15 protein-coding genes are annotated in these 18172 nt (G+C 41.0%); 13 read left to right on the top strand and 2 right to left on the bottom strand.

The annotated features are described in order from the left end of the window. Positions 1-7: 7 nt before the first annotated feature. Together rho and CD00_RS0106555 are read left to right on the top strand one after the other, a co-directional pair. Positions 8-1438 (top strand): transcription termination factor Rho, encoded by a 1431-nt coding sequence (gene rho, locus CD00_RS0106565; protein ID WP_026655234.1) that lies wholly within the window; start codon positions 8-10, stop codon positions 1436-1438. A 457-nt stretch (positions 1439-1895) separates the two neighbouring features. Continuing rightward, positions 1896-2711 (top strand): hypothetical protein, encoded by an 816-nt coding sequence (locus CD00_RS0106555; RefSeq protein WP_026655233.1) that lies wholly within the window; start codon positions 1896-1898, stop codon positions 2709-2711. 229 nt (positions 2712-2940) lie between these two features. Here CD00_RS0106555 and CD00_RS0106550 read toward each other — a convergent pair whose 3' ends face one another. Next, entirely contained in the window at positions 2941-3639 is a 699-nt protein-coding gene (locus CD00_RS0106550) for a YggS family pyridoxal phosphate-dependent enzyme (RefSeq protein ID WP_026655232.1), read from the bottom strand. Positions 3640-3784: 145 nt separating this feature from the next. On the opposite strand from CD00_RS0106550, the gene CD00_RS0106545 reads away from it, so the two are divergent. The 9 genes from CD00_RS0106545 (at position 3785) to CD00_RS0106500 (ending at position 15753) form a co-directional block, all read left to right on the top strand. Beyond that, a complete protein-coding gene (locus tag CD00_RS0106545; RefSeq protein ID WP_026655230.1) occupies positions 3785-4669 on the top strand; it encodes a PilZ domain-containing protein in 885 nt (294 codons plus the stop codon). A gap of 89 nt (positions 4670-4758) precedes the next feature. Next, positions 4759-6165: a glycoside hydrolase family 5 protein gene (locus CD00_RS0106540; protein WP_026655229.1), complete on the top strand. Its 1407-nt coding sequence runs from the start codon at positions 4759-4761 to the stop codon at positions 6163-6165. 118 nt (positions 6166-6283) lie between these two features. Further along, positions 6284-7921: an EAL domain-containing protein gene (locus CD00_RS0106535; RefSeq protein ID WP_242839006.1), complete on the top strand. Its 1638-nt coding sequence runs from the start codon at positions 6284-6286 to the stop codon at positions 7919-7921. A 155-nt stretch (positions 7922-8076) separates the two neighbouring features. Beyond that, positions 8077-8235, top strand: coding sequence for a hypothetical protein (locus CD00_RS20130; protein ID WP_196803683.1), 159 nt, complete (start codon positions 8077-8079; stop codon positions 8233-8235). A gap of 147 nt (positions 8236-8382) precedes the next feature. Then, entirely contained in the window at positions 8383-9417 is a 1035-nt protein-coding gene (locus tag CD00_RS0106525) for a GGDEF domain-containing protein (RefSeq protein ID WP_026655226.1), read from the top strand. 313 nt (positions 9418-9730) lie between these two features. Further along, complete coding sequence (locus CD00_RS17490) at positions 9731-12340, top strand: right-handed parallel beta-helix repeat-containing protein (RefSeq protein WP_081811853.1); 2610 nt, start codon at positions 9731-9733, stop codon at positions 12338-12340. Positions 12341-12367: 27 nt separating this feature from the next. Further along, positions 12368-13636: a hypothetical protein gene (locus tag CD00_RS0106510; RefSeq protein WP_026655225.1), complete on the top strand. Its 1269-nt coding sequence runs from the start codon at positions 12368-12370 to the stop codon at positions 13634-13636. A gap of 5 nt (positions 13637-13641) precedes the next feature. Then, positions 13642-14313 carry a DUF6320 domain-containing protein gene (locus CD00_RS0106505; RefSeq protein ID WP_026655223.1) on the top strand — a complete coding sequence of 224 codons (672 nt, stop codon included), beginning with the start codon at positions 13642-13644 and terminating at the stop codon, positions 14311-14313. A gap of 297 nt (positions 14314-14610) precedes the next feature. Further along, positions 14611-15753, top strand: a complete 1143-nt coding sequence (locus CD00_RS0106500) for a pectin acetylesterase-family hydrolase (protein ID WP_242838926.1) — start codon at positions 14611-14613, stop codon at positions 15751-15753. 191 nt (positions 15754-15944) lie between these two features. Here the strand turns inward: CD00_RS0106500 and CD00_RS20125 are convergent, their stop codons facing one another. Then, positions 15945-16121, bottom strand: a complete 177-nt coding sequence (locus CD00_RS20125; protein WP_155833743.1) for a hypothetical protein — start codon at positions 16119-16121, stop codon at positions 15945-15947. Between the two features lie 149 nt (positions 16122-16270). On the opposite strand from CD00_RS20125, the gene CD00_RS0106485 reads away from it, so the two are divergent. Beyond that, a complete protein-coding gene (locus tag CD00_RS0106485) occupies positions 16271-17470 on the top strand; it encodes a hypothetical protein (protein ID WP_026655221.1) in 1200 nt (399 codons plus the stop codon). Between the two features lie 49 nt (positions 17471-17519). Beyond that, complete coding sequence (locus CD00_RS0106480) at positions 17520-18092, top strand: GDSL-type esterase/lipase family protein (RefSeq protein ID WP_026655220.1); 573 nt, start codon at positions 17520-17522, stop codon at positions 18090-18092. Positions 18093-18172: the final 80 nt, after the last annotated feature.

The following is an 18172-nucleotide window of genomic DNA, read 5'->3' as shown; positions in this document are numbered from 1 at the left end:
TTTAAATTTGAGAGAGAAATATGAAACATTGAAACTAAATGACCTTAGAGATATTGCCAAGAAGAGGGGAATCAAGGGCGCAACTACTTTGAAGAAGTCAGAGATCATCGATCTTATGTGTGAACTTGACGAGAAAGAGAAAGCTTTAGCAGATTCCGATGATGCTACTGAAGCATCTTCAAAGCCTCGCAAAAAGAATATAGTGGTTAAATCTCAGAAAGAAGATTTTGGACACAAGAATGACATTGCCGAAGAGAAGCAGGAAAAGAAGTCTGATACATCGGCAAAAGAAGAAACTGAAAATGAACTGCTTGACGGTGATACTGCCGACGGTATTCTTGAGATAATGCAGGATGGATATGGATTCATCAGATGTGAGAACTATCTTCCCGGTGAAAATGATGTATATGTAGCACCGAGTCTTATTAGGAAATTTAATCTTAAGACGGGAGATATTCTTAAGGGAACATGCAGGGCAAAGAAAGAGACAGATAAGTTTGCCGCACTTCTTCGCCTTGATACCGTAAACGGATACAAGCCCGAGGTTGCTATGGGAAGATGGAATTTTGAGAATATGACACCTATTTTCCCTAATTCAAGAATCAGACTTGAACAGCCAGGTGCCAGCGTTGCAATGAGAATCATGGATCTTATCAGCCCTATCGGTAAGGGGCAGAGAGGAATGATCGTTTCTCCTCCCAAGGCAGGTAAGACAACACTTCTTAAGGAAGTGGCTAAGTCTGTTCTTAAGAACAGCCCTGAGATCCATCTCATCATTCTTCTTATCGATGAGAGACCTGAGGAAGTTACAGATATCAAGGAGTCAATTGAGGGACCTAACGCAGAAGTCATCTACTCTACATTTGATGAGCTTCCAGAGCATCACAAGAGAGTTGCCGAGATGGTAATGGAGAGAGCTAAGAGACTTGTTGAGCACGGCAAGGATGTTGTTATCCTTCTTGATTCCATCACAAGACTTACAAGAGCTTATAACATCGTTGTTCCTCCTTCGGGAAGAACACTTTCGGGTGGTCTTGATCCCGCAGCTCTTCATATGCCTAAGAGATTCTTCGGTGCAGCAAGAAACATGAGAGAGGGCGGAAGCCTTACAATTCTTGCGACAGCACTTATAGAGACAGGTTCCAAGATGGACGATGTTATCTACGAGGAATTCAAGGGAACAGGTAACATGGAAATGGTTCTTGACAGAAAGCTTCAGGAAAAGAGAATTTTCCCTGCAATCAATATTCCGAAGTCAAGTACCAGAAGAGAAGACCTGCTTCTTGACAGAGAAGAACTCACAGCCATCAATAACCTCAGAAAAGGCTTTAACGGCATGAAGGCAGATGACGCTGTAGACCAGTGCATCAACCTCTTCTCCAAGACAAGAAACAACACAGAGTTCGTAAGAATGGTAGAGAAGCAGATTCGCTTCTGATAGTATCTAAATAATCTATGATCACCGGAGCTGGCATAAAGTAAACAGCCCGGTGATTCTTTTATTTCTTGTTACAAATCTCATATATAACTGAAATTGAACTATTGAATGGATGGAATGAAATTAGAACCCCCTGTCTTTATTTGCTATTTTATGAAAATGGACAGTGAAAAACAGGGGATGTCCCTGTCTAAAAATGCAGGTAGCGAAGAATGGACAGTGAAAAAACAGGGTATATCCCTGTCTAAAAATGTAGACAACGGAAAATAGACAGGGAAAAAACAGGGTATATCCCTGTCTAAAAATGCAGACAACGGAAAATAGACAGGGAAAAGGCAGAAGATAACCCTGTCCCAAAATGCAATCATTGTAAAAAAGATAGGATAACACCGAAAGATAAAGGGAAAAACAAGAGAAGCAAAGAAAAATAAAGGAATACAAAGGAGAATAACGTTATATGAACAGCCTTGAAGAATTGTTAAAAAGGGAAAGAGACAGATTACTCAGGATAAGCAGAATAGTTGAGGACAGGCTGACTGATGCACCGGATGGCTTTTTGAAAATAACTACATCCAAGAATAATACTCAGTTTATCTATTGCTCCGGCAATAATAAAAATTCCTATATCAAGAAAGATAAGGTGAAACTGGCTTATAAACTTGCTCAGAAGTCCTATGACAGCAAGGTGAAAAGGCTTGTTGACAGAAGGCTAAAGCAACTTGCAACGATTGCTGAGGAATACAAGGACAACGAGATTGAGGATATATACCGGGAACTGCATCCTATTAGAAAAAGTATCGTAGAAGCAGTTGAGATTCCGTGGGATCAGCGAATCAAGAGATGGAAAAGTGTCCCTTATAACGGAAAAGATTTTGCGGATAATATACCTGTAATATGTACAAAGAAAGGGGAACGGGTTCGCTCAAAGACAGAAAAGATACTTGCAGATTACTTCTATGATAATGGTATTGAATATAAGTATGAGTGCCCGTTGAAACTAAGAGGTATAGGAACAATATATCCGGATTTTACATTTTTAAGAAAGAGAGACGGGAAAGAGGTCTATTGGGAGCATGATGGTAGAATGGATGATCCCGGATACGCAGAGAAGGCAATTCAGAAGATCAATTCTTATATGCTAAATGGCATATTTCCGGGGGATAATTTAATATTATCCTTTGAATCCCAAAAAACAGTATTAAGCGATAAAATCATACAGGCACTTATTGTGAAGTATGGATTAAAGAGCGAACTACCTGAAAGAAATACTTAGGGAAAAGCGGTAAGTACAAGGCGGAGACAATCGTCGATGTGGACATCGACGATTGACGACAACGCAGTACATGGATTATTTCATGAGTAAATTATCTAATTGTCATCTTGCCGGTACACTTGACGTCAACAACGGGATTATGTATAGCCAAAAACGAGCTGAATAACGGTAATCTTACCGTTATTCAGCTCATCAAATATCTTAGGATATTCAATGTACTAATTTAAAATCAAGCTTTCTTGCTGTAGTCTCTTTCTCCGAAGATTCCTGTTCCGACTCTTACAAAGGTTGCGCCTTCTTCGATGGCTACTTCATAGTCGCCCGTCATGCCCATGGAGAGTGTGTCCATGTGAACGTTCGGAATGGACATCGAATTTACTTGATCCTTGAGCTCTCGAAGACCTTTGAAGTATACTCTGTTTGACTCGGGATTTTCCGTGTAGGGAGCGATTGTCATAAATCCGCGGATGTTAAGGTGCGGGAGAGTACTGATCTCTTTTACAAAATCAATTGCTTCATCCGGTGAGAGACCGAATTTTGTATCTTCGTGTGCCATATTTACTTCTACGAGGACGTCCATTACAAGGTCGTGCTTTGCGGCCTGTTTTTCAATCTCGTCTGCAAGCTTTCTGTTATCTACGGAATGTATCATGCAGGCAACGCCGGGAAGATATTTTACTTTGTTTGCCTGAAGATGGCCTATCATGTGCCATGAGAGAGGCTCTGTTATCTCTGCTGTCTTATCTCTTATTTCCTGAACTTTATTTTCTCCGAATACCGTGATGCCGCAGGCCATTGCTTCGCGGATGTCACTTACGGGTTTTGTCTTACTTACTGCGATGAGAGTTACGTCTTCTCTTTTTCTTCCGGCTCTTTCGCAGGCCTTTTTTATGTTCTCTTCTACAAATTTAAGGTTTTCCTTTATCATCTGTCGCTCCTTTAATGTCATTTGCAATTGTATGGGGCTTTTGCCCGATAATAACTCATTTACCGTGTTTTTCTTTATTTTTTGCCCTTAATAGTATATCATATGATGTGGTGGTGTAACACGATTCAAGTGGGGAAAAAAGAATATGAAGGTTAGCGAGATCGCAAACGGATCAGAGGTAAAGATTTATGCGGCCATTAACGGACACTCAGTTGTGATTATGACGGAGGCTATTTTTGGTGTGAATGTTGGACTTCTGGTAAGACCGATGGAGTATTTCGGTAAGTACATTCAGTTTTTAGAACCATCCAATGTTCAGATCAGGAACAAGCGTGACGGACGCGTATACAAGTTCATGTCTACAGCAATTTCACCCGTAAAGACAAGGTACGGGAATTTTCATTTGATCAGGTGCTCATCTATGCTGGAACCTGAAAACTCAAGAAGAGCAGAGCGCTTCTATATTGAGAAGCTCGGTCTCATTTCCGTTAACGGAAATAACATGCAGCTTAGAAACTGCCTTGTCCATGATATATCTATGAGAGGAATCTCTCTTGTTGTAGATGACGACACAGAGTGTGTGCCCGGAGACAAGATTGACGTAATGTTTAGATACGGGGCAACACTACATAATTATGAATTAAGCACTGTAGTAGTAAGAAATTTTAAACTAGGCAAAAAGAATGCCGTAGGATGCAGTATATCGAATCTTAATATCGATCTCATCGGACTGTTGAGTTCAAAGAAAAATGAGAAACAGACGAAACTCGATGAAGCTCCTGCGACAGATCTCAATCCTAAGATAACCGAACAGCAGCAGATTCTGGAAGTTGAAGAGGATGTTGCAAGGGATATCATTCCGGAGAGACCCGCGACCATTACCATAAGGTCGGGAAAACAGATGAATCTTAAAGATATGGAAGAGAGTGCGGATTCAGATGATATGGCAATTCTCCGAAAGAATAAAGAAAAGAAGATGGCTGATGAAAGGCGTGAGATCGAGAGTCTTCTTGATCTTAGGAATATCTAAATTTATTAAAGGAAAGACGGAGCAGTTGTTTAATAAAATAACTGCTCTTTATGCTGTTTACAGCAAAAAAAATATAGGGGATTAAAATTGTGAAAAAGAGAAGTGTATTGACGCTTATGCTTGTCATTTCTTTGATCGTTACCGCATGTGGCGGAAAGAACGGCAAGAAAGCAGAAAGTGAAGCCGATAAAGGTGACATGGCTGTTGAGAGTACGGTCGACGCAGGCAACGGGAAGGTTACTATTGATCTCGGAGGTGCTCAGCTTCGCTGGGATAATCTCGGAGATGCGGAAATCTCTGCCGAAGAATTTGAACGTTTTGACGGAGACGTGGTGCTTACAGCCTATTACAAGACCAATAATTATACGAAGGATTCGTCGCATGAAATTGGTCTGAGACTTAATTGGGACGATAAGTCATTCGGTGAAAACAGGAAAGTAAAAAAAGGAAAAGACAGCATTTCTTTTGAAATCTCAGAGGAAAAGAAAAATTCCATAATCGATGAAGGGTACGTATATGTGTACGGACATAATGTTCTTGTTGATAAAGTGGAGATCACCGGAAAAATGATAGAAGAAAGCGAGAGCTCCGGGCCGCTCTTTACTGAAGAAAACGGTCTTTTACATGTATCTGACGGAAAACTTGTAAATGAAGCGGGCAATCCGATTCAGTTAAAGGGACTTGCAAACTTTTACTTGAGCGTCCAGCCTCAGCTTGCACGAAAGAGTGTGTTTAAGAGAATGAAAGATGAGTGGGGAGCAAATGTACTGCGACTTCCCGTTAACGTCGATACATCGTTCTGGGGGACACCCGAGAAAGGATATGCATCGGGTTCTGATGAAGACAGAGCAAGGATTACGGCCACTCTTGATAAGGCAATCGCGGCGGCGAGAGAAACGGGCATGTATGCGATAGTTGAGTGGGTTGTTCTTGAAGAAGAGAATCCTTTGAAAGAGATTGAATATGCGAAGAAGTTTTGGGAATATGTTTCTTCGACATACAAGGATGACAAGCATATTATCTACGAAATCTGCAATGAACCCAACGGTGAGGCGACATGGGATAATGTTAAGGAGTATTGCTCCGTGATCGTACCTCTTATCAGAAACAACGATCCGGATTCGCTTATACTTGTCGGAACACCTGATTTTTCGGCAGATCTTTATGCTCCTATGAACGATCCGCTTGAATACGACAACATTATGTATGTTTTTCATGAGTATACGGGACATAACAGCAAATTCCAAAGCGAGATAGAGCAGATAGATAAAGCTATGGAAGTACATCTTCCCGTGTTTATGACAGAGGTTGCCGGAACGGACGCCGAACAGGAAGACTATTATGATATGGAGACGATACAGCAGTGGATGCCGATCGTTGAGAAATACAATATAAGCTATATAGTTTGGAAACTTGAAAAATATTCAGATTTTGACAGAAACGATGAATACTGGAACTATATGCGCGAAAACATGAAGAATGACAGCCCATATTAATTCAATTGATATTTGTGGAAATATTAAATATATATAAACGAATTTACACAAATATCAGGGGATAGTATAATGATTTTATACGATTCAGCTTTTCTGAGAGGGTAATATATTGGATAAGATGGGACTTTTAAGTAAGGTTTTTGAAGCATTTGCGAACTCTTCGGAGAGCAGATATGTATTTTTGTTTGATGTTGAAAAGAATGTCTGTAGATTTTCCCAGAGTTGCGTCGATAGATTTGGGCTTCCTGGCGAGTATGTAGATAATGCCGGAGAGGTTTGGGCTTCTATAATTAATCCTGCCGACAGGTTCAGATTTCAGAAATCTTTACAGGATCTGATCACCGGTAATACCAAGATTCATGATATGAGCTACAGGGCTCTTGATAAGACGGGAGAGTATGTAGTTTGTTCATGCAAGGGCTTTCTTATTGATGATGATGATGGTCATCCGGTATATTTTGCCGGTACGATCGATAATCACGGAATTGCAACCGAATATGATCCCATAACCAATTTATATACCAGATATAAGCTTCTTAACGATCTCAGAGAATATCAGGAGAGAAAAGAGAAGTACATGATCCTTATGGTGGGACTGTGTAACTTTCATGAGATCAACAATATTTACGGCTATGAAGTCGGAAATAAAGTGCTTAAGAACTTTGCGGAGAAGCTTCTTGATTATCTTAACGGAGCCTTTGTTTTCCATGCGGGTGGAACAAAGTTTGCGATAGTATCGTCTGTTTTCACCGAAGAAAAAATGGCTGCCATATACAAAGAAGTTTCTGAATATGCCAGAAATTCGATTGAGATAGAAGACAGCAAAGTTGCGATAAATATCGGCGGAAGTCTTTCGGAAGTAAGGAATTTTGACGTCGATGTACATACGATAGTAACGGGCGTGCTCCTTGGACTTGATGAGTCGATTCATGAAAGACACGGAGAACTCGTTAAATTTGGAAATGACAATTATGTAAATAATCATGACAGGATTGTTGTCATAAATACGCTCAGAAACTGCATAAATGACGGTTGTAAGGGATTCTATATGTGCTATCAGCCGATCGTCAATGCAAATACTGAGAAACTGGTGGGGGCAGAGACGCTTGTCAGATGGAGTATGGAACCTTTTGGAAGCATTTCTCCCGGAGATTTTGTTGCGTGGCTTGAAAACGACCCTCTTTTCTATGATCTTAGTTACTGGATCATGAAGACGTCGATGAGCGCGATAAAAGAGAAGGTATTGCCGCTTATGCCGGATTTCCTTCTTAACATAAATCTCTCATATATGCAGCTTGAAAGACAGAATTTTAGGACCGATCTTCTAAGGATAATCGATGAAGTCGGATATCCTCCGAAAAATCTGTGTCTTGAGCTTACGGAGAGGTGTAAGCTCCTTGATGAATCATTCTTGAGAAATGAGATGATATTCCTTAAGTCAAAGGGAATCAAGGTTGCACTTGATGATTTCGGAACAGGTTTTTCGGCACTCGAGCTTCTTATAACTTTGCCTATAGATGCGATCAAGATAGACAGATCTTTTGTCATGGATATCGAGAATATAAAAGAGAAGCAGTATGTAGTTGATGCGATTCTTGCTTGCGCAAGGAATATGAATATAAGCTCAACGATTGAGGGAATAGAGACCGTGAGCATGAAAGAGATAATGAAGAATTACGGTGCCACATCTTTCCAGGGATATCTGTATTCCAAGCCGGTTGTGATCGATGAATTTGTAAAGCTGATTCAAAAGTAATGTTACTGTTGTAAGTATTTGGACAGAAGTGGGCGAAGCTTATGATGAGAACAGTACCTCTATCAAAGAGTTTATCGTTGGATCAATTAAATCATCTCGCTGATACAGGGCATATTTTTATTACACCTTTCGCTTTGAACCGAACTGCGTATATTGTGGTTAATCAGAAACCGTTTATGGTTATAGTTACGGATATATCGCTTAAGGGAATACAACTTAGCGGAGCATGGTATACGTGGGACGATCTGGAGGCGATGGGGGGAGTGTACGAATCGGAGTTTGATGCGCTGAAAGCAATAGCGGACAGAGGATAATGAGCGGAAGTCTTAGAGTGAGACTTCCGCTTTCGACAGCTTATGGACTTCATTTATTAAGATTGTATAAAAAAGTGTAATTTCGTGGGCATTTTTGAGGATTTCGTGATAAAATTACTTCTATGTACGATGATTGGAGGTCTGGTTTTGACATACGTCTATTATTACGTTGAAGCGCATCTTGCTTGCATTTTTCTGATGGCATTTCTGCTGTTCAAAATCAGAAAAGGTGTAAATAAGCAACTTTCACAGATTTATCTCGGTAATCTGATAATAGTACTTATAGCTTACTGTTTTGCAGAAATCTTTTGGGCATTGGTGGATGGCGGTTATTTGGGCTCATCCAAAACTCTGTTATATTTATCTAATGTTTTCACATACCTTTTAATAAATGTAGCTGCGTATATTTGGTATATTCTGTCAGAAATTATGCAGAAGGAGAAGTATATTGAGAGTGATCTTACAAGGGTATTTATAAGTGTGCCGGTTTGGATATCGGCTCTTTTGTGCGTGACTGCATACAGAACAGGTCTTGTTTACTACCTTGATGAAAACGGTAATCTCACGGGAGGAAAACTGTATCTGATACTTATAATCGTTCCTTTCGGATACCTTCTTGCGGCGTCGATAAAGGCTTTGTCACGTGCGTTCAGCAAGGATAGATATGCAGAGAGATATATCTATTTTATGATCGGTATATTCCCGATAACGCCAATTTTGCTTGGAATATTGCAGGCAATGTATTGGAGAGTTCCGTTTATATGCTACGGAAGCCTTGCTGCGGTTTTGTATGTATACATAACTTATATGGATAATCTTGTGTCTATAGATCCTCTGACACAGATAAATAACAAGAATCAGATGTATAAATATCTGGTACAGAAAATGAGAAATCAGAATCCGGGGCTTTCTCTTTTTATGCTGATCATAGATATAGACAGATTCAAGTCTATTAATGATACTTACGGTTACAGCGAAGGTGACAAGATCCTTGTCAGAGTTGCAAATGCCGTTAAGGATGCATGTCAGGGCCCGAGAAGCAGATTTTTTATCTCAAGATACGGCGGAGATGAGTTCGTTGTTGTTGCTGAGATGGCATACAGAGCGGAAGCGAGCTGGCTTGCCGATCAGATCAAGAATAACGTAAAAAAAAATTCCCGAACTTACCGGATGCGCTTATGACCTCTCGGTAAGTGTAGGAATTGCTCAATACGACTACGAAGCTCCTATATCTATTCAGTCATTCATTGCAAGGGCAGATTCGGATCTGTACAAGCAGAGAAAATTGAATAATATTTAAAAGAGCGAGGAAATAAAGTTGATTGCAAGACCGGCGAGGACAAATCCTGCCAAAATGGCGATTGCATAAATAAATTTCATTCTTGCCATGGCATACTCCTTTTAATTAATCATGTTATAATTATATTGTATCTTTTTTGAGGATACAACCGAAATGACATGTACATCTGAATATCAATTCAGGATTGGAGGGAGTATGAAGATTTACGTTGCCGGTAATGTGTCCAGAAGTGGGGATGGGTCGCTTGACCATCCGTTCATGACTATTTCGGAGGCTGCCGAAAAGGCACGTCCGGGAGATACGGTTGTGGTTGCCCCCGGAGTATACAGAGAGTGGGTTAAACCCCGTTATTCAGGAACGGAAGATAAGCGAATAACATATTTAAGTACAGAACATGGCGGAGCCGTAATCACGGGCTCTGAGGAAATAAAGGGTTGGGAGGCTTTCGAGAACGTCTGGCGTGTCAGAATACCAAACAGCTATTTCGGAGATTATAATCCGTTCACAGCGTTAGTTCACGGGGATTGGTTTATCGAAGATCCCAAGAATCCATCACACACAGGAGAGATATATTTAAACAAGAGGTCCATGCTTGAGGTATTCGACCTTTCTTTTTGCATGCATCCGCAAAAAGACAACAGGTCATGGGAGCCGGACTTCACCGAGTATGTATGGTATACGGCGCAGGAGGATAACTTTACCGTTATCTATGCGAACTTTATGGGCAAAGATCCCAATTATGAAAATGTTGAGATTTCTGTGAGAAGATCATGCTTTTTCCCTGAGGAGAGTGGGATAAATTATATTACTTTAAGGGGATTTTGCATAACAAGGGCAGCTACTCAGTGGGCGCCTCCGACCGCTTTTCAGGAAGGAATGGTGGGACCTAACTGGGCTAAGGGCTGGATAATCGAAGATTGTGAGATCTCGGAGTCAAAGTGCTGCGGAATCAGTCTCGGTAAGTATTTCCAGAGAGGCAATAACAACAAGTGGTCAACTTATAATTTGAAGCTGGGATCGCAGACTCAGAGAGACACCGTGTGTCAGGCGGTAAATGAAGGCTGGGACAAAGAAACGGTCGGCTCGCATATTGTAAGACGCTGTGATATTCACGACTGCGGACAGACGGGAATCGTCGGTCATATGGGCGGTGCTTTCAGTATTATCGAGGATAACCACATCCATCATATCAATATAAAGCACAACCTTGCCGGGGCTGAGATTGCCGGAATCAAGCTTCATGCTGCGATAGATACCTGCATCAGAAGAAATCACATCGATCACTGCACAAGAGGAATCTGGCTTGACTGGGAGGCTCAGGGAACAAGAGTGTCGCAGAATTTTTTGCATGACAATGTTCCGCCGAAAGGTACTATAATAGAAAATGGATTGTCTTTGGGAGAAGATATTTTTGTTGAGGTCTCGCACGGACCGACGCTCCTTGATCACAATCTCTTTTTGTCAGATATTGCAGCAAGGATATCGACGCAGGGAATAGCGTTTGTTCATAACCTTATCGCAGGCTCTTTTACCTATGTGGGAGAGGGCTGCGGTGATATGAGTAAAAAATTCCCTTCGCCGAGATTTACGCCGTATCATGTTCCGCATTCTACCAAGATCGCAGGATTCATGACGATTCTTCACGGCGATGCGAGATTTTTTAACAACATTTTCATCCAGAAGGAAGTGCGAAGAGATCTTGTGGATTATTGCGTTGCGCAGAATTCCGATACCATGGATAAAAATAACTTTATTTGCGGTACGATTCCTTACAACGATTATCCGCTGGCTCCGGAGTATTTCTCGCGCTTTGGGAAGAATGTCATCAGGCAATACGGTTCAACAGATCCTTATTACGATCATCTTCCTGTATATTTCGGGGGAAATGCATATTATAACGGTGCGAGGGCCTGTGACCACGAGCCTGCGGCTCACGTTGACAAAGATCATAAGATCAGCCTTTATATCGATGAAGGTGACGGAAGATATACCATACACACCAATCTTTACGAGTTCCTTCCGAGGGGACTTGCCATGCCTGTTAATTCTGAGGTGCTGGGGCTTGCGTTTGAACCTGAGCAGCGCTTTGAGAATCCTGACGGCAGCAGTATTTCTTTTGACAGAGACTATTTTGGAAGAAAGAGGGGAAGATTCCCTGTTTCGGGACCTTTTGAGGAGTGCGGAACAGACAGATTTACCGTTCAGACTCCCGATGATGCGTCGTCCAAGATCGGTCATGATGAAAAGATAAGAATTGAGGATAAGTGGAAAGCGGATCTTGACAATACCAAAGAAGAATCTGATGTGAGTGAGATCAATGCAAATATTGTGCTCACGGGTGGAATGAATGCCGTAATAAGCTTCCCGTTTGACGGAGAGCTCTTCAAAGTGAGCGATATGTTTGTTAAGGGAAATGAGGTCTGGCTCTACGACAGTTTGGCTGACAAACTGGTAGAACTTGACTGTGAGTACGGAATTTATCATAATATCAAGAAATGGTCCATTGGGGCATTGCAGTCTCTTGATATGAGCGAGGATGCTAATGCCGAAGGGCTTGCAAGAACAGCAGGTACGCTTCTATGCATACTCAATAAGAGTCTTGCGCACGATGCGGCAGACACTTGCGAAACCATTCAGAATAAGGTGAATGACGGCCTTGGTGACAAGGGCATCAGCATGAGATTTACTCCAAAAAATCTTAAGTTCATAAGGGGGAAGAAATTTATCTCTCTTGAAGATGTTCTTTACAGGATTAGCAGGGGTACCATGGAAGTTGTTACTGAGCGAATCGAGCACCTTAATTAACTTAAATTTTGAGGATAGAATTTTTACATGAATAAAAGCAGCAACTGGTATAAGCTCGACAATGCGGCGAAAATTGTTCCGTCAACCGCACGCGGAGCAAATACACGAGTATTTAGAATAACTTGTGAGTTAAAAGAGAATATTGACGGAGAGATACTTCAGAGAGTGCTGGATGAGACGATTGAAGAGTTTCCATTTTTTAATTGTGTGCTTCACAGAGGTCTTTTTTGGTACTATCTTGAAGACAGTGATCTTAAGGCGGTAGTGGAGGAAGAGAAGACTCCCGCCTGTATGCCTCTTTATTATCCGGGCAGAAAAAATCTTTTATACAGAGTAAATTATTTCAAAAAGAGAATTAACCTTGAGATGTTCCATGTGCTTGCGGATGGAACAGGGGCGTTTATGTTCTTTAGAAATCTCATCATAAGATATATTCAGGAAAAGCACGGAATTGATGCCGATATTAAGCCTGTAGATGAGTTTTCTCTTGAAGAAAAGAATGTGGACGCTTTCGGAGATTTTTACAGCAAGCAAAAAGGTCTTAAGCAGTTAAAAGAGATGTCTTCGGTAAAGGCATATCAGCTTAGCGGAGAGATTGACGACGATCTTCTTCCGCACCTTGTGGAGGGCACTGTTTCCTCATCGAAATTTTACGAGGCGGCAAAGAGCCACAATACAACTGTGGGAGTTATGTGCGTTGCGGTTTATATAAAGGCTGTTCTTATGGGAATGAACAGAAGCCAGAAGAGAAAGCACATAGTAGTCAGTGTCCCGGTTAACTTAAGAAACTTTTTTAAGAGCGGAACGGCAAGAAACTTTTTCGGTGTTATAAGCATCGATTACAATCCTGTTGAATATGACGGTGAGCTTGAAACAATCATCAATTTCGTTGATAAGAATTTCAAAGAAAAGCTCTCGCCGGAAAGCATTGAAAAAACCATGAATTCATACTCTGCATTGGAGCACAACATAGGAATAAAGGTTATTCCGCTTCCAATCAAGAATATAGGAATAGGATTTTTTGACAAAAATGCGAAGCGAGGTATCACCAGCTCAATGTCGAACCTCGGTCAGATCAAGATGCCTGACGCTGTTGCGGATTATATAGACAGATTCAGCGCATTTATGACTGCACAGTCACAACAGATCACGGTCTGCTCATATATGGATAAAATGGTATTCGGAGAGGTTTCACCTTTCAAGACACACAAGGTAATGCTTAATTTCTTCAGGTTACTTACGGAAATGGGAATGGAAGTAGAACTTGGAACCAACGACTACGATGAGGAGCAGTGATTTATATGCAGTATTGTCAGAAATGTAAGATAAAGATAAGAGGAAAAAAGACGTGCTGTCCCATGTGCCAGGGAACTTTAAAGGAAGTTGAAGGCGGGGAGAACGTAACGGCTTCTTTTCCCACTCTTAAAAAGAAAAAGATGAGTCACATCACAATAATGAAGATGACAACTTTCGTTTGTGCTGTGCTTGAGATAATTTTGATAACGTTGAATATTATGATGGGAGATGCGCTTCAATTTTTGGGACCGTTATTCCTTGGAATTCTGGGCGCATGGATAGCGGTTCTTGCGACGGTTTATTTTAGAAACAATATCCTTAAACTGATAACGTGGGAAGCTATAGTTGCGATAATCGCAGATATTTATATCGATTACAACACAGGCTTTTACGGCTGGAGCATAGACTGGGTTGTGCCGATCACACTTATGGCACTCGGCGTTTTGACATTTGTTATTGCTATTTGCATAAAGCTTAGATTTGACGAATACATTTTTTACCTTTTATTTGACCTTATTATGACTGTATTACAGATAATATGCGTCACAAAGGGAATCACAAAGAATTTCTGGCCTACAGGCATCAGCATTATGCTTTACATGATCCTCCTGGCAGGTGTCTTGATATTCAGATTCCGCGATCTGAAGAAGGCTTCGGAGAAGATGTTTAACATGTAGTGATATAGCTTTCTAAAGTCCAAGCCGCGTACATGCTTGCATGTAAAGCGGCTTGAGACCTTAGAAAGCGAACAGACATGAGGAAGTAGCACGATAGTGCGGATTCCGAATGTCTGTAGAATTGCGAGAGTTGCTTTAGCAACGGAGCAATTCGTATATCACGTATCTTGGCATTGTGATGGAATTGCGAGAGTTGCTTTAGCAACGGAGCAATTCGTATATCACGTATTAGTACGTAGAATCAGGGAGTTTATGGGAGTGCGAGGCAAAAACACTAAAAAGAACATAAGGCACGGCGTGGTTTTTGCCACAAAATTCGGAGATTTTGTTGAGAATAAGCTTGAACAGGCAATTATCCAGCGAAATCACCTGGCAGAAGAACTCCCTGAAAATCCCGAGAAACTTAAGTGGTACAGAGTCTCTTTGGAGAACGGGCTCTCCGGAGACGGATCTGAATACTACATTTATGTGAAAATAGGCGATCCAGAGAAACTTTGCATTTTCTTTTCCGGCGGAGGAGTAGCCTGGAACGAATATACGGCTGCAAGACCTTCATCGATGGGCAAGCTTGCCGCCGGTCTGCCAAACTATTATTGGAATAATCTAAGACCTGTTACCCAGCTAAAAAATATAAATATCGGTATAACAGATGTATCGCTTGAAAAGAATCCTTTCAGAGACTGGAGCTTTGTTGTTGTGACCTACGCGACGGGAGATTTCCATGTGGGAAACAACGAATATCCTTATGTTTCGGAAGACGGAAAGGACGAAATTCTTCATTTTCACGGATACATCAATTTCCTTGAGAGCATGAAAGTTGCAAAAAGACTTTTTCCGTCACCTGAAGATATCCTTATAGCGGGAAATTCTGCCGGTGCTTTTGCAATTCCGGCTCTTTCGGGTGAGATAGTGGACGACTATTATCCGGAAGCAAAAGATATAACTCTTTTTTCCGATAGCGGACAGCTTCTTTATAACAAGTGGAGAAGCACTGCGAAGAATATCTGGAAGACCAAGGAAGAAATCTGGCAGAGCATCAATACCGAGAATATTACGCTCGACTGGTACAGGGCGTTATATTCGAAGTACGGCAACAGATTCAGGTATCTGTATTCAAGTTCTGACAGGGATTTCCTGTTGAGCGCTTATTATAATGACATAATAAACAAGCAGTACAAGACAGATCAGCAGGTGCAGGAAGAGTACAGAAGACAGCTCATTGAGATGGTTCATGAGTTAAAAGAGTTGAATCCGTCGTTCGGAATCTTTATAAACAACTGGAAACTTCCACTTATCACGCAGGGCGGAACAGTACATACAAGCGTGCGTGACATTCAGTTTGCCACCTTTGTACAGGATGGAATTACAATGGCACAGTGGCTTAAAGATGCAGTTGACGGTAAGATTTATGATGTGGGGATGGAACTGCTGGAATCGTAGTCAATGATTCATATAGAGAATATAATGCCGTTAAATTACGCTACCATTATAGCGGGGAAGTATGATGCGTTTTGTTGCTGTTAAAAAGGTCTCTATGATGTGTTTTATCATAGAGACCTTTAATGTTGGTTGGATATTGATTTTAGAGTTGTTTCAAACTCTTTTAAAGCCTTATAATTTGGGTCAATAAATCAGTCTACAAAATATTCCGCAATCTGTGCCTCATAGGAGTCGCGAAGATCTCCCGGAATGTCATACTCATCCAAAGCCTCGGCAACAGACCAATGTTCGTTTACCATCGAGCGAAGAATGCTGCGAATGACACGAGAATCAGAAGCCTCAATAGTTGCGGCGTTATTCATAATCATACCCTCCTCCATTGACAATAGAATATAACATATAATCACATATTTTTGATATAATATATTATATCCTACAACATATTGTAGCTCAAAAAAATTCAGATACAAGTATTGACATTTGTAAAAAAATGGAGATTTATAGGAGCTTGGCTCAGATGAAGATTGCAGCTATTGTTTTATCGTTGCTGGGACTTATCAGTTCTTTTGCGGCAGTGGGAATAATACCGTCAATTGCTGGATTTGTGCTCAGTTTGAAATGGTTTTTGGAAAAGAAATCCATAAACGGGGCAAGAGCGCTTGCTATTTCTGTTGTAGGAGTTCTATTGCCTTTTATCATGTACTTTAACAGTTTCGGGTTTTCTTTACCATACGAAAAGAGCGCAGGGCTTTCTTTTTTACCACAGATTATTTACGATAACTATACTAATCTCGGCCTTAATATGGAGTGGATGGTCAAGGACAAGGCGGAAGAACTTGATTTTGATGTTTTTGAGGATGCAGAGCAGGTAGAGAACCATGAAGATTTGGCGGAAAGCGTTGGCAAAGAGGCAACATCCGGTGATATTGATAGAAAAGATGTGATTGCAAGTGATGATGAAAAACAAGGTGATAGCGATAGTAAGGGAAAATTGGAATCTTCGAAGAATACCAAAGAGCAGAAAAGTCTTGATGATGAGTATGAGCTTGATATTATAGATGTAATCGATGATGAGATGCATACACATAAGCATAAACCGACCAGTACTGAGGTTGGAGCATCGGATGACAATATGTCCTGCTACGGAGGGCTTCCTGTGGGAACGCTACTAATAGCCAGGTACTTCAGGGAAGATGACCATAACTGTAATCCGGTACTTGTTCTTCAGAACAAGTCAGGAAAATTGTGCAGATATGAGTGTAAGTTTATCGCAAGGGACGATGACGGCAACGAGCTTGCGGTTTCCGAGAAGACTGTTGAAGTGGTTCAAAATGACGCAAAGTTTGTCTTTGAGGGACGGTTTGACAAGAAGGACTTAAACGGAAAACTCCCGTCAATGTACGAGTTTTCCGTTACAAAGCGTGATCCCTATGAGACTGACAGACTCGACGATGTCGCCGTTTATTCAAAGACAGAGGGAAACTCAGTGTTTCTTGCCGCAGAGAATACCTGCGATAAAAAAGTGAAAGTTGATGCATTCGTTTTATTTTTTGACGGAAACGAACTTGTAGACTGTATCTGGCTTATACCGGGAAGCAACAGCAACGTATATGTAGAGCCTGCGAGCGTCGGAACCGTAACCGGCGACGCTTACTATAAGTTTGATAGGATTGAGACATATTACACAGCTTATGAAGCTGTCGATGGTAAAGAATAGGCTTGATGTTGCCAATTTATAATTGTGAAGTTTGGATGGGTGGATGATTATGAGAAAACTAATTCTTTTCGGTGATTCAAACACATATGGCTATGATCCGCGTGGACTCATGGGAGGAAGATATCCTGAGGAGGCCAGGTGGGCTACGATTGTCAGAAAGGCATTGGCTGATTCATATGAGGTGATAGAGGAAGGTATGAACGGAAGGCAGCTTCCTTATGTTGAGGATAGATATTTTACTGACATGCTTTCCGGATTAACAGGTGAAGATGCCTTTGTTATGATGCTCGGTACAAATGATATTCTTCTTACCTACAACCCGGTAGTTGAGCAAGCTGCTTCAAAGATGAGAGATGTTCTGGCTTATGTAAAAGACAACTGTAACGGCACGTTTATTATGATCGCACCTCCATATATTGAGGCTAAAAGTCACGAACTTCAGATTTACAACGATGCGAGTATTGAAATGAATAAATGCTTTATGGAGCTTGCAAAAGAGTTTGGCATTAAAGCTATTGATGCGTCTAAATGGAACATAGAGATTGGATATGATGGTGTTCATTTTACTATTGAAGGGCATAAGCAGTTTGCGAAGATGCTTTTACGCGAAAGTAATCTATAAAACTTAGAATTGTAGGAATAATCACAATGTTAATCTGCGTTGCTTGATGCAATGAATACATTTTACTAGGCTGATACTAT

Source organism: Butyrivibrio sp. AE3003 (assembly GCF_000686065.1).
In the GTDB taxonomy this organism is placed as follows: domain Bacteria; phylum Bacillota; class Clostridia; order Lachnospirales; family Lachnospiraceae; genus Butyrivibrio; species Butyrivibrio hungatei_A.
Note: the sequence above shows the minus strand (reverse complement) of the source record. Positions and strands in the feature narration are given on the sequence as shown.